The organism is Pseudoalteromonas sp. 2CM37A, assembly GCF_023161885.1.
GTDB lineage: Bacteria > Pseudomonadota > Gammaproteobacteria > Enterobacterales > Alteromonadaceae > Pseudoalteromonas > Pseudoalteromonas atlantica.
On sequence record NZ_JALNTJ010000012.1, the window covers coordinates 48821 to 62659 of the forward strand.

13 protein-coding genes are annotated in these 13839 nt (G+C 41.8%); 10 read left to right on the forward strand and 3 right to left on the reverse strand.

Going from position 1 to position 13839, the window contains the following annotated elements:
* The first annotated feature begins 18 nt into the window (after positions 1-18).
* The 6 genes from MTF68_RS18115 to folX all read left to right on the forward strand — a co-directional run bounded on the left by MTF68_RS18115 (position 19) and on the right by folX (position 6730).
* Positions 19-3381 (forward strand): ATP-binding protein, encoded by a 3363-nt coding sequence (locus tag MTF68_RS18115; RefSeq protein WP_248463247.1) that lies wholly within the window; start codon positions 19-21, stop codon positions 3379-3381.
* A gap of 41 nt (positions 3382-3422) precedes the next feature.
* Positions 3423-4049 carry a YceH family protein gene (locus tag MTF68_RS18120; protein WP_248463249.1) on the forward strand — a complete coding sequence of 209 codons (627 nt, stop codon included), beginning with the start codon at positions 3423-3425 and terminating at the stop codon, positions 4047-4049.
* Positions 4050-4118: 69 nt separating this feature from the next.
* The gene (gene nadE, locus MTF68_RS18125) at positions 4119-4955 is read left to right on the forward strand and encodes an ammonia-dependent NAD(+) synthetase (protein WP_024032089.1); all 837 of its coding nucleotides are present in this window, start codon (positions 4119-4121) and stop codon (positions 4953-4955) included.
* Positions 4956-5072: 117 nt separating this feature from the next.
* Complete coding sequence (gene folM, locus MTF68_RS18130; RefSeq protein WP_096040946.1) at positions 5073-5792, forward strand: dihydromonapterin reductase; 720 nt, start codon at positions 5073-5075, stop codon at positions 5790-5792.
* Positions 5793-5816: 24 nt separating this feature from the next.
* Positions 5817-6371 (forward strand): GTP cyclohydrolase I FolE, encoded by a 555-nt coding sequence (folE, locus tag MTF68_RS18135; protein WP_004589001.1) that lies wholly within the window; start codon positions 5817-5819, stop codon positions 6369-6371.
* A 2-nt stretch (positions 6372-6373) separates the two neighbouring features.
* Positions 6374-6730, forward strand: a complete 357-nt coding sequence (folX, locus tag MTF68_RS18140) for a dihydroneopterin triphosphate 2'-epimerase (RefSeq protein ID WP_024032091.1) — start codon at positions 6374-6376, stop codon at positions 6728-6730.
* Between the two features lie 2 nt (positions 6731-6732).
* On the opposite strand, the gene MTF68_RS18145 is transcribed toward folX, so the two are convergent.
* Together MTF68_RS18145 and MTF68_RS18150 are read right to left on the reverse strand one after the other, a co-directional pair.
* Positions 6733-7167, reverse strand: a complete 435-nt coding sequence (locus MTF68_RS18145) for a YqaA family protein (RefSeq protein WP_024032092.1) — start codon at positions 7165-7167, stop codon at positions 6733-6735.
* Between the two features lie 55 nt (positions 7168-7222).
* Positions 7223-7588, reverse strand: a complete 366-nt coding sequence (locus tag MTF68_RS18150) for a DUF4870 domain-containing protein (RefSeq protein WP_024032093.1) — start codon at positions 7586-7588, stop codon at positions 7223-7225.
* 181 nt (positions 7589-7769) lie between these two features.
* Here MTF68_RS18150 and MTF68_RS18155 point away from each other — a divergent pair, with 181 nt between their 5' ends.
* From MTF68_RS18155 to MTF68_RS18170, 4 genes are read left to right on the forward strand one after another with little or no spacing between them, the layout of a single operon-like run.
* Positions 7770-8471 carry a spondin domain-containing protein gene (locus MTF68_RS18155; RefSeq protein WP_024032094.1) on the forward strand — a complete coding sequence of 234 codons (702 nt, stop codon included), beginning with the start codon at positions 7770-7772 and terminating at the stop codon, positions 8469-8471.
* Between the two features lie 11 nt (positions 8472-8482).
* Positions 8483-9217: a spondin domain-containing protein gene (locus tag MTF68_RS18160; protein WP_138685488.1), complete on the forward strand. Its 735-nt coding sequence runs from the start codon at positions 8483-8485 to the stop codon at positions 9215-9217.
* A gap of 58 nt (positions 9218-9275) precedes the next feature.
* Positions 9276-10001 carry a response regulator transcription factor gene (locus MTF68_RS18165; RefSeq protein WP_054983697.1) on the forward strand — a complete coding sequence of 242 codons (726 nt, stop codon included), beginning with the start codon at positions 9276-9278 and terminating at the stop codon, positions 9999-10001.
* A 10-nt stretch (positions 10002-10011) separates the two neighbouring features.
* A complete protein-coding gene (locus MTF68_RS18170) occupies positions 10012-11496 on the forward strand; it encodes a HAMP domain-containing sensor histidine kinase (protein WP_248463250.1) in 1485 nt (494 codons plus the stop codon).
* Between the two features lie 42 nt (positions 11497-11538).
* On the opposite strand, the gene MTF68_RS18175 is transcribed toward MTF68_RS18170, so the two are convergent.
* Positions 11539-13725 carry a S9 family peptidase gene (locus tag MTF68_RS18175; protein WP_248463252.1) on the reverse strand — a complete coding sequence of 729 codons (2187 nt, stop codon included), beginning with the start codon at positions 13723-13725 and terminating at the stop codon, positions 11539-11541.
* Between the last annotated feature and the right edge of the window lie 114 nt (positions 13726-13839).

The following is a 13839-nucleotide window of genomic DNA, read 5'->3' on the forward strand; positions in this document are numbered from 1 at the left end:
AACAGCATGACTTAGCCAATGCCGCCAAAAAATAACAACAAAAAAAACACTATTAGCAACTATAAGCTGACCTTTTGGTTATCGCTTACGCTAATAATATTAGTGAGCATTGTGTTAGATAGAATTAACTACAATCGCGCAAAAGACGCCCACCGCCTACAAATTTTATCTCAAGTAAGTACATACCGTGCACAACTAGAGGCCACCTTGGTATCAAACATTCAGCTAGTTCGTGGATTAGCGGTTGCTGTATCAGCTGAACCTGAGTTACAACAAGCACGGTTTGAACAAATTGCCGCGCCTTTATTTAAAACCTCCGGTGAGCTGCGCCATATTGGTGGTGCGCCCGACATGATAATTCGTATGTCTTACCCACTAAAAGGTAACGAAAAAGCCATTGGCTTAAACTTTTTAGAAAACAAAAACCAACGCCTAGATGCCATTAGAGCCCGTGATACCAATACTATTGTTATGGCAGGGCCACTTAAACTAGTGCAAGGCGACATTGCCCTTATTGCCAGAGTGCCTGTTTATATTCCGCCCGAAAACCGCTTTTGGGGGTTGTTATCGGTGGTGCTCGACATTGAAAAAGTATACAAAAACTCAGGCATAAAAGAGCTTGAAAAAAACTACAACATTGCTATTCAAGGGCGTCATGGTTTAGGCAAAAAAGGCGAGTTTTTTTATGGCAATAACAATATAACCACACAAGAGCCGCTTGATTTTACGCTTAATTTTCAAGGGGGAAGCTGGCAATTATACGTAGCCCCTAAAGAAGGTTGGAGCCCCGCACCTTCAACTATATGGCCGCTTAGAATCGCCATTATAATTATTTGCGGATTACTAATATGGGCGTTCTTATTCTTTTTAAAAATGCTAAACCGCCAGCAACAAAACGAAAAAATGCTGGAGACAATGAGTGACCTTGCCCAAATTGGGGCGTGGTCATTTAATTTAGAAACCAAACAAGTGTATTGGTCAGATATGACCAAAAAAATCTTTAAATACCCGCTAAACAAAGAGCCTACCTGGCCTACAAACTTAAATTACTTTAAAGCAGGCGAAAGCAGAGAACGTATCACTCAGCTGGTTGAATCTGCAATTAAAGAAGGCAAAAGTTACGAAGCCGAACTTGAAGTAATTGACTCTGAAGGACGCGAAATGTGGGTGCTTATTCATGGTGAAGCTGAGCGCAAAAACGAGCGCTGTGTAAGAATATTTGGCTCATTGCAAAATATTGATACCCGTAAGCGTATTGAGCTTGAAAATAGCAAAATTGCCCTGCATAACGAAATTTTAGCGTCGCTTACAGCCAACGACCTTATTTTAAGTGGCCAATTAAGCCAATCTAAACAAGTTATTACTGAATCTATTTGCCATGCTTTAAACATTGAGCAAGCCAGTATTTGGTTTTTTAATAGCTCAAAAACCTCATTGAGTCCTATAGCAGCCCATAATATTGAAAACAGAATGGGTAATAATAATGCGGTATGGCTTAAAAAAGAGGCGCCTGATTTTTTTGAAGCCATAGAAAAACACGCTGTGTTTAGCACCAGTGATGCCCAAAATCACCCTCTACTAAAACCCCTTAAAGCGCATTACTTTGCGCCGCTCAATATTAATGCCATGCTGTGCGCAATCATACCGGCGGGAAGTGGCTCCATTGGCATAGTATGCGCTGAGCAATGTGCTTCAATGCGCCCGTGGTCACGTAACGAAGAAAGCTTTTTAATTGCTGTAGCCGCCCTCGTGGGCAGCTTGCATTCAAGTCAGCAACGTATTGAAACAGAGCAACAGCTAGTCACCGCCAAAGAAGCTGCAGAGCAAGCGGTAATGGCTAAAAGTGAATTTTTAGCCAGCATGAGCCACGAAATAAGAACCCCCATGAACGGCGTACTGGGCATGCTAAATATTATCAAGCGCACTCAGCTCAACCAACAGCAGGAGCATCATATTGAGCTTGCACAATCTTCAGCTCAGTCGCTGTTAAATATAATTAACGACATTTTAGACTTTTCTAAAATTGAAGCAGGCAAACTTGATATAGAAAATGTGCAATTTAACTTACCTAAATTACTTGGTGAAGTTGTTGAGTCGTTTGCGCTTAAAGTGGAGCAAAATAATACCAATCTCATTTTAGATGCCACCCAAATTACTATCAGCGAAATAATTAGCGATCCGAATAGGTTGCGTCAAATTTTAAATAACCTGATAGGCAATGCCGTTAAGTTTACTATTGATGGGCAAATTCTGGTGACCGCGCAGATAGATGAAACCACCGATGGCAGTTTTTTACATTGCTCTATTATTGATACCGGCATAGGAATAGACGCAGAAAAACAAAAAACGTTATTCGACTCATTCACTCAGGCCGATGCCTCAACCACCCGCCAGTTTGGCGGCACAGGCCTTGGCCTAGCTATTGTTAAGCAGCTTTGTGAACTAATGGAAGGCGAAGTAAGCGTAACCAGCATGCTAAATGAAGGCAGCACTTTTTCGTTTTCTATAAAAATACAGCCCCGTTTAACTAAAGCGCAAGATTTACCCAGCCACTTAATTAATAATAAACATATTTTAATTATTGATGCCTGCACACTTAACGCCAATATTGCCGCCAAACAATTACGCGTATGGGGCGCACACGTTAATATTTTAAATGACTATAGCGGCATCATTAATTATTTTAATAACTGCGATACCCAGCCAGATGCATTATTAGTCGATTATCATTTTTTTGAGCAAGCTGCGCACCCGCAAATAAATACATTAAAAAACCGAGTAACCACCAAGCAAAGCAAACTGGTTGTTATGGCACCAATGAGTTATTCGCAAGAGCATAACAATATTGGCATAAATATAGATTGTCTGATATTTAAACCGCTCACCCCATCAGATTTATTTGATTCACTCACTAACGATAAATTCATTGAGCAACAACAGCGCCAAGCACAACTGCAAAATGAGTTAACCGAAAAGCCCAAAGAAATATCAGCGCACGCACAAGTGCTTTTAGTAGAAGATAACAAAGTAAATCAGGTGGTGGCCTCAGCGTTGTTAAAACAAGTTGGGCTTACCTTTGATATTGCACAAAACGGCCAAGATGCACTAGATAAGCTAAACAGCAGCCAAGACAAAAAATACCAGTTAGTTTTAATGGACTGCCAAATGCCCGTGATGGATGGCTACCAAGCCACGCAAGCTATACGCGAAGGAAAAGCGGGCAAGCATAATAAACATATTACAATCATTGCGTTAACGGCAAACGCAATGCAGGGCGACAAAGAGAAGTGCCTCGATGCAGGAATGAACGATTATTTAACCAAACCTTTAGATTCAGCAGCTCTAGAGCCTAAATTACAACAATGGCTTGGTACACAATAAAGGTGTAAGCTAAAAATACTGTTTACTAATAAAGAAAAGCCATGCATTTATCAGCAAATCAGCAGCGCGTTATTGGCTGCCTTTTAGAAAAACAAAGCACTACACCCGAGCATTATCCACTGTCGTTGAACGCACTGACGAATGCGTGTAACCAAAAATCAAATCGAGACCCGGTTGTAAACTTGAGCGAAAGTGAGGTGCAACAAACACTTGATGAGCTTATAAGTCAGCGCCTTGTAACGCTAGACGAAGGGCTTTCGGGACGAGTTAATAAATACGATCACCGTTTTTGTAATACAGAATTTAGTAGCTTACAGTGGAGCACGCAGCAACGGGCAATTATATGTTTACTGCTGTTACGCGGCGCACAAACACCCGGTGAGCTAAGAACGCGCAGCGCTCGCCTAGCTGAATTTACAAACGTTAGCGAAGTAGAAACCGCCCTGAGCGCGTTAGCAAAAGATGACTACGTAACAAAGCTTGAGCGCGAGCCCGGCAAACGAGAAAGTCGCTACATGCACCTTTTTGCTGACCCAGCAATAGCGCCAAGCCCAGCGCCAGCTACAGAAGTCGCAGAAGTTAAAAACGATGAAATTAACGAGTTACTTGCAGAAATTGAGGAACTAAAAGCTGAGCTTAGCCGTATAAAAGCACATTTAGGACTTTAATTAATAACCACTAAACCAGATAATGTAAGCCTATTTAAAAACAACTTATTAAATAACGAGGAGCTGGCCATGCGCGCCGAAATTATGGCTGAAATGAAAGTTCAGCCAACTATTGATGTAAACGCCGAAATTACCCGTCGAGTTAACTTTATAAAAGCACGTTTAGTGGCAGCCCATAGTGTATCGCTAGTGCTTGGAATTAGCGGCGGTGTTGACTCATCGACCTGCGGGCGCTTGTGCCAATTAGCCGTAGATGAACTAAACGCAGAGCAAAACACTAATAAGTACCAATTTATTGCGGTTCGTTTGCCATACGGTGTACAAGCAGATGAAGACGAAGCGCAAATGGCCGTTGATTTTATCAAGCCAAGTAAACGCATGACCGTCAACGTAAAACCCGCTGCCGATGCATTACACGAGCAAGCTATGGCGGCAGTAGTAGGCAGTGGTGAAGAGCTACCTGAGCAAGCTAAAGTTGACTTTGTAAAAGGTAATGTAAAAGCACGTCAACGCATGGTAGCGCAATACGAAATAGCTGGTTTTTGCCAAGGCCTCGTTGTGGGTACCGATCACAGCGCTGAAAACATTACTGGTTTTTACACCAAATTTGGTGATGGCGCATGCGATTTAGCCCCGTTATTTGGCTTATCAAAACGTCAAGTTCGCGCACTTGCAACTGCCTTAGGTGCGCCTGAGCTATTAGTAACAAAAGCCCCAACAGCTGATTTAGAAAGTGACCGCCCAGGCCTCACCGATGAAGAAGCATTAGGACTGAGCTATGATCAAATTGACGACTTTTTAGAAGGCAAGCCGGTGGCTGCAGAGGTTGAGCAAAAACTAACTGATATTTATGTTCGCACTCAGCATAAGCGCCAACCCATTCCGACTATTTACGATGATTTATAACGGCTAAGCAGCTAGTGCTGCGTATGCACTAGCTGATCTATTCACCGTATTATTACGTAAAACAAAAAACTGATTTATAGTTAATTTTAACGCCTGCCAAAGAGAAAACTGCATTACATGACATCTCCTATTTTAATAACAGGCGCTGGTCAACGTATTGGCCTTGCGCTTGCTAAGCACTTTTTATCGCAAGGCCAAGCTATTATTATTACCTATCGTACGCGCCACGATGCAGTCGACGACTTAGAACAACAAGGCGCCGTATGCATACACGCCGACTTTAGCAGCGATGCCGGTATAGCTAGCTTTATTGAAACACTCAAACAGCAAACTCACTCTTTACGTGCCATTGTGCACAATGCCTCTAGCTGGGACTGCGAAGCCAGTAACCCTGATTTTTCGAGTTTGTTTGATAACATGATGCGCATTCATGCCAAAACACCGTATTTAATTAATAACGCCTGTGCACAGCTATTAATGGCATACCAAGCTGATGCTTGCACACCGGCTGACATTATTCATCTTACCGATTACGTTGTTGAAACAGGTAGCCCAAAGCACATTGCCTATGCCGCAAGTAAGGCTGCACTTGATAACTTAACCAAGTCGTTTAGCGCTAAGTACGCACCAAACATAAAGGTGAATTCGGTTGCGCCATCGTTGATTATTTTTAATCAGCACGATGACGAGGCTTACCGTGCTAAAACCCTTAAAAAATCTCTTATGGGTATAGAGCCAGGTTGCCAAGAAATTATTAATAGTATTGATTTATTACTGCGCAGCCACTACATCACAGGCCGCGCTTTGCCTGTTGATGGCGGCCGCCATTTAAAGTAGAACACACATTAAACTGAGAAATTTATGCATGACGATTTAAAGCAAAGCTACCAAAACATTATTACCGCTGTGGGTGAAGATGCAGGCCGAGAAGGTCTTCTCGATACACCAAAACGTGCAGCAAAAGCCATGGAGTATTTAACCAAAGGGTATCGTCAAACGCTTGATGAAATTACCAATAATGCGGTATTTAGCTCAGACGCTGACGATATGGTACTTGTACAAGATATAGAGCTTTACTCTATGTGTGAGCACCACCTATTACCTTTTATTGGTCGTTGCCATATTGCTTATATTCCCGATGGCAAAGTACTAGGCTTATCTAAATTTGCGCGTATTGTTGATATGTTTGCTCGTCGCTTTCAGATACAAGAGCAACTTACTCATCAAATTGCTAAAGCCGTTGAGGAAGTAACCGGTGCTAAAGGCGTGGGCGTTATTGTTGAAGCTAAACACATGTGTATGATGATGCGCGGTGTAGAGAAGCAAAATTCAAGCATGCGTACCTCTGTAATGCTAGGTAACTTTAGAAGTGACTCTAAAACGCGTAACGAGTTTTTACAGCTTATTAAGGGTTAATTATGGCCAACGCAATTATTAACGTAACCAACTTACGCTTACGTACATTTATTGGTTTTAACCCAGAAGAACGGGAAAAAAAGCAAGATGTAGTGATTAATTTAGAAATTCACTACCCTGCTGATGACGCCTGTAAAACAGACGAAGTAGACCAAGCGCTTAACTATAAAGTGATCACCAAAGAGGTGATAAACCTAGTAGAGCAAGGGCACTTTTTGTTACTTGAAAAGCTGGTTGCCGAAATACTTGCAGTATGCCATACACACCCAAGCGTGCATTACGCAAAAGCCAGAGTAGATAAACCGCATGCACTGCGCTTTGCCGACTCAGTTTCGCTCACGCTTGATTGGTCAAAGTAACTTTACAAAACCGCTTGTGCACCACTGGCAAGGGCAATAACGGCTAAATACCGCGCGCCTTTGCCAATGCTTACTAATAATAAAAACAGGCTAAAACGCACTTTAAATATGCCACCAATTACCGTTAGTGGGTCGCCCACAATCGGCAGCCAAGCAAACAGTAAGCTATATACCCCATATTTTTTAAATTGAGATTGCGCTTTTTCAAGCCCCTTGGCCGATACCGGAAACCACTTTTTGTGCTTAAAACGTAGCACATGAGTTCCCAACCAATAATTAACACAACTTCCTAGCACATTACCTGAAGTCGCGGCTAACCACAGCAGCCACAGATTAGCTTTTGCTTGGCTTATCATGGTAACAAGTACCACTTCTGAAGAACTTGGTAATAAAGTAGCGGACACAAACGCACTAAAAAATAAGGTGATATAAAGCATTAAGTACTTAAAGTAAAAACCCAGCATACAGCTGGGTTTATTAAAGGGTCGTCATTTATTTTATCAAATTTAGACTCAGTGGGTAATTAAACTCTTTCCCTTCATTGGCTTTAATACTGGCTAAAACCACCATGATAAAAGAAAAAATAGCCACTAAAGGCAGCAAAACGAGGCCGATTACGGCAAAGACTAGTAAAAAACATACAAAGTAAGCTATAGCCATAGTAATTTGAAAATTAAGCGATTTTTTACCGTGTAAATCGACAATTGGCATTTCATCTTTTTTAATAAGCCATACCACTAATGGCCCAAGTATAGAGCCAAACGGAATAACAAAACCGGCTACAGCGCTTAAATGGCAAAGCATAGCCCATGTTTTTTCGTCTTTTGATAACGGCTCAAGCTGTTGATTTTCTTCCATTACGCTCTCCTTATTAGTTAATACATACTGCCTTTTTATTGAGCAGGTGTCTATATAGAGGCGGCTATATTGTTAAATAACACGCCCTAACCCGCTGTGATAAAAAAGTGATAACTTTGTGAGAGTTTCTTGAGGTGGTTATTCAATACTTAGCCTGAATCATCACTTACAGGAAATAATAATGAAAGCTTCAGCATTTACAGTTGCAACCCTTTTAGCAGTAGCTAGCCAATCAACATTGGCAGCAGAGCTAGAAGTAGAAATTACTAACCTTACTAAAGGCCTTTATTTTACACCGGTACTAATAACAGCACACGATAGCGAAGATAAATTATTTGAAGTCGCAACCGAAGCCTCTGCTGCACTACAGGCAATGGCTGAAGGCGGCGATATATCAGCACTTGTTACTCAAGCGTCAGCATCGAGTAGCGATATTGCAGAAAACCCAGCGGCAGGCCTTTTAGCACCCGCGGCATCTGCAACAGCAGAGCTCACAACTACCGATGGCAACGAATACCTATCTGTAGCGGCTATGTTACTGCCAACCAATGATGGCTTTGTAGGCCTTGATAGCTGGAAAGTTCCAACAGAAGCAGGCACCTACACTGTTTACCTCAATGGTTATGATGCAGGTACAGAAGCAAATAACGAACTTGTAGTAGAAGGCTCGGGTGCACCTGGTGTATTAGGTATCCCTGCTGCGCCGGGCGGCCAAGCTGGTACTAACGGCACAGGTATTACAACTGGCGATACAAATACGATGGTGCACATTCACCCGGGGGCCCTTGGCGATGATGACCTAGAAGGTGGAAACAGTGATTTGAATAACACTGTACACAGATGGTTAAACCCCGTTGCAAAATTAACTGTGACGGTTAAATAGGAGAGTTAATTATGTCATCTCTTTCTAATTTTAAAAAAAGTGCGCTTATTTTACTGTTAGCCAGCTCACTAGCCGCATGTGGCGATAACGATAATAACGACTCTATTGAAGAGCAAGAACCTGTGGTTGTTGTAGAGCCCGAACCTGTTGTTTATGAGTTTACTATCACTTTTAGTAACTTAACGGCTGGACAACCACTATCACCACTCTCGGTCATTGCATTTGATGAAACCCCACCATGGAAATTTGGTGAGACGGCTTCTGTTGGTTTAGAAATGATTGCTGAAAGCGGCGCTAATGAAGAGTACCTTAGCGATGAAAATGCACTTGCTTCAGCCTCGGCTGAAGGCGGCATTGGCCCTGGCGAAACAACCTCTGTAACCCTTTTAGTTGATGCACAAGATGTTCTTAATTTATCTTTTGCTGCCATGCTTGGGAATACAAATGACGCTTTTACCGGTCTTAGTTCTGTAGATGTATCAACATTGGAAGTAGGCAGTTCAATATCACGAACGACGCCCGTTTACGATGCAGGTACGGAAGCAAATACAGAAACAGCTGACACTGTGCCTGGTCCCGCTGCTGGCGGCGAAGGGTTTAACGAAATACGCGACGATATTGCCGATATAATCACAATGCACCCAGGTGTTGTGTCTAATCAAGATGGCTTATCAACCTCTGCACTAGGTGCTGAACATAAGTTTGATAACCCAGTATCAAAAATCGTGATCACTCGTACACAGTAAAACAGCTTGTAATGGGGATGTGAGGCGACACGGATGTCCCTTTTTTACGAGGTTAACCATGCGGCACGAAAAAATACTGGTAGTAGAAGACGACAGAGAAATAGGGCAATTAATAACAACTCAACTTGCTGCGTTAAATTTGCATGTTGACCATGTTGTAAGCGCTGAGCTCGCACTAAAAAAAATAGCAAAACAACCTTACGGGCTTATATTACTGGATATAAACCTGCCACAAATGGATGGCTTGAGTTTATGCCGTAAAATTAAAGAGCACTACCCTACCATTTCCGTTATTTTACTTACCGCGCTCAGTAGCGATATGGACCGTGTAATTGGCCTTGAAATGGGTGCAGATGACTATATTTGTAAACCCTTTTTTGCTCGCGAATTACAAGCCCGCGTTAAAACACAACTACGCCACCGCTCACAGCTTCTAGCGATTCAAAATAACGAAAACGACAGCCCGTGCAACGAACAAAGGCTAAATATCGGCTCACTCAATATTGAATTTAGCTCACATCAAGTTTATTTAGACGAACAAGCACTTAACCTCACCGCCACTGAATTTGATTTACTGGTATATTTTGCTCGCCACCCAAACCATGTTTTTAGCCGCCAGCAATTGCTCGACAAAGTATGGGGGTATCAGCACAGCGGGTACGAGCATACCGTTAACTCACATATAAATAGGTTACGCGCCAAACTTGAGCTACATCATCAAGCGCCTATTATCGAAACCGTTTGGGGCGTTGGCTACAAACTAAATCCAAGCCAACTTACTTAAGAGCCTTATTATGAACCTATCTTTGTATCAAAAATTAGCGGTGTCGTTGGTGGTTATATTTTGCTTTATTTGTGCACTCGTATACAGCTGGAGTAAACAACTAGAGCTCACCTCAAAACATCATGGCGAGCAAAACCTGCACTTAGCCCTTGCTGAGCATTTAGTACAAGATAACCCATTAATAAAAGAGGGTGTATACGACTACGCAGCCCTAGAAAACCTATTTCATACCTTAATGTTATTAGGCCCCGCATTTGAGTTTTATTTTGTGGATGAAAACGGAAAAATCCTCACTTACTCAGCAAAGCCTGGTAAAGTTAAACGCACTCATATTAATTTAGCCCCCTTAAAAAAGCTGATTAACACCCCAGCTGCAGCGCCAATTTATGGTGATGATCCAAGAAATAAAGCGCAGCAAAAAATATTCTCTGTAGCGCCTGTTTTTAATAACGATAAGCTGCAAGGGTACTTGTATGTAATTATTGGCGGTGAAGCTTACGATACCTCTTTAAGCACAATTAAAAATAATGACAAACTATGGCTTGCCGCATTATGGCTTGGAGCTGCACTTGCATTTTTACTGATTGCGATGCTTATTTTACTGCGCTTTTTTACCAACCCTATTCAGCGATTAGCCCGTGATGTAAGCAATATTGAAGCAGCTAATTACAGCCTTACCGATACCAAGCTCAGTAACTATTCAACCCAAAAAAGTAACGAAGTGCACAGTTTAGGCCGTAACATTCAAGCGATGGTTACCCGTATTGACGAGCAATTTAAAGCACTTGAGCAAAGCGATAAACAGCGCAAGGAGTTGCTTACTCACTTATCTCACGATTTAAGAACCCCCCTTGCCTCTTTGCAGGGGTTTTTAGAGGTGCTTAATCAGTCGGGGTCGCAATTAAGTGCTCAAGAACAACAAGAATACTTACATGTATCCCTTAATAACTGCGCGCAGCTTAAACAGCTTATTGAACAAATTTTTGAATTAGCCCATTTAGAAAACGGCGAAATAAGCATTCACAAAGAAACCTTTAATTTAGGTGAGCTTATTTACGATTGTATTGCTAAGTTTTCTCTAACCGCCGAGAAAAAAGGCCTTAACTTAACGGTAGAGCCCGCAATTTGCGATTTTCCTGTAGTAGCCGATATTGCAAAACTTGAGCGTGTTTTAAGTAATTTAATTGATAACGCAATAAGGCACACACCTAAAGGCGGCAGCATAGCTGTAAACGTTAAGCGTATTGATGAAAAGCAATTATTTGTGCAGGTTTCTGATACCGGCGTGGGTATTAAGCATGATGAGCTAAACGCGATTTTTAATCCGCATTACCAGGCTTCAAATTCAAATAACGAAGGGCGCCAACAAGGTGGCTTAGGGCTGGCTATTTGTAAGGGGTTACTAAAACTTATGGACAGTGAAATAAATGTACAAAGTGAGCTGGGCAAAGGCACTATGTTTAGCTTTAACTTGCCGCAAAAAATAAAGGCATAGCCAACGGCTATACCTTTAGAACATTACTTAATTTTTATTTTGTTAGTTTTTAATACCGACTAAATCAAGCATAAATGCATAGTTTAGCGCAGTATCTTCTAGGCGTTTAAAGCGACCAGACGCCCCGCCATGGCCGGCTTCCATATCTATTTTAAACAGCAGTTTATTATCATCTGTTTTATAGTCACGCAGCTTTGCAACCCACTTAGCCGGTTCAAAGTATTGAACTTGTGAGTCATGTAAACCGGTAGTCACTAACATATTAGGATACGCTTGCTTTGAGACTTGATCATACGGCGAGTACGACAGCATGTAATCGTAATACTCTTTTTCATTTGGGTTACCCCACTCACCATACTCATTGGTAGTAAGTGGTATGCTTGCATCAAGCATGGTGGTGACTACATCAACAAAAGGCACTGCTGCAACCACCCCTTTATATAGCTCTGGTGCTTGGTTAACCACCGCGCCCATTAATAAACCACCAGCACTACCACCGTAGGCAAATATTTCGTCTTTTGCGCCATAACCTTGTGCCGCTAATGATTTGGTTACATCTACAAAGTCGTTAAAAGTGTTCTTTTTAGTTAATAACTTTCCGTCTTCATACCATGGGCGTCCTAACATTTGCGAACCACGCACATGCGCTATAGCAAACACAAAGCCACGGTCTAATAAGCTTAAACGTGAGCTTGAAAAAGTAGGGTCCATAGTGGCGCCGTACGAGCCATAACCATATTGCAGTAACGGGTTTGTGCCATCCTTTTTAAATGCATCTTTACGGTACACTAAGCTTACGGGGACTTTTATACCATCGCGCGCCTTTATAAAAATACGCTCCGAGGCATAGTTATCTGCGTTAAAATCACCTAACACGGCTTGCTGTTTAAGTAGGGTTTTATCACCCGATTTAAGGTCTATATCGTACGACGAAACCGGTGTCGTCATACTGGTATAATAAACACGTAATTTGTCGCTGTTTATATCGTTGTTGCCATAGCTTGCAATGGTATAGGCACTGTCGTTAAAGCTTAGCGTGTGCTCATCTCCAGTAGTTAAATGGCGAACAATAAGGCGCGACTGACCCAGTTCTCGCTCTTGATATACAAGGTAGTCTTTAAATAAATCAACGCCTTCTAGCTTAATATCATCGCGCGGCGCAATTACCGTTTGCCAATTTGCTTTATCATGCGCTTTATCTACATCCACCTTCATAAGCTGAAAGTTAACCGCATTTAAGTTAGTTACGATGTAATACGTATTGCCAAGCTTTGAAATACTGTATTCTAGTTCGTCCTGACGCTCAATTAAGCGCTTAGGTTTTGCTTTATTATCATCTGCGCTGAGTACCGACATACCAGAGGCATTGGTGCTGCTGTGCCAAATATATATTTCTGAGCCATCTTTGCTCTTACTAATACCCGTGTAATAACTTGTATCAGCTTCTTCGTAAATAAGTTCATCATCGCTTTGCGGTGTACCTAAAGTATGGCGAAAAACTTGATAGCCAAGTAAGGTTTGTGCATCTTTTTTAATGTAGTAAAAGGTTTTATTGTCGTTTGCCCAAATAACGCCGCCATTTGTTCCCTCAAGCGTGTCTTCGAGTAATTGACCTGTGGTTAAATCTTTTACCTTTATGGTGTAAATTCTACGGCTAACGGTATCTTCCCCGTACGCCATTAAATTTCCGTTAGTACTTACAGATAAGCCACTTACAGCAAAGTAGTCGTGATCTTTGGCCAACGCATTTACATCTAAAATAACTTGCTGATCAGTGCCTTTAAAATCGCTACTGCGAACATAGGTAGGGTATTCGTTTTCGCCACGCGTTTGCGATGAATAAAAATAGTCGCCTTTTTTAACAGGCACCGAGTCATCGTCTTTTTTAATACGCCCTTTCAACTCTTCAAATAACTTATCTTGCAATGTTTGAGTATGCGCAAGCATTGCCTCGGTATAAGCGTTTTCAGCATTTAAGTAACTTATAACGTCTGGCGCTTTACGCTCGTCATCACGCAACCAGTAGTAATCATCAATACGCGTATCGCCATGAATCGTCATTTCATGAGGTACTTTTTTAGCAATTGGCGCCACGGCGCTCACTGGTTTTTCTGTTTGTTGTGTTTGCATAGTAGTTGCTGTATCTGAAGGTGTACTTTTTGGCGCATTATCACACCCGGCTAGCACAGCGAGTGATAACGCGGCTAGCGTGAATGAAGAACGAATCATTATGAAATCTCTATGGTTTTTATTATTGGTGCTATTAAATATACCTAATAATAAAGCGTGGTGTAATTTAGTTTGTGAAGCTATGTAAAAAGGGAGCCGAGGCTCCCTTTAAAA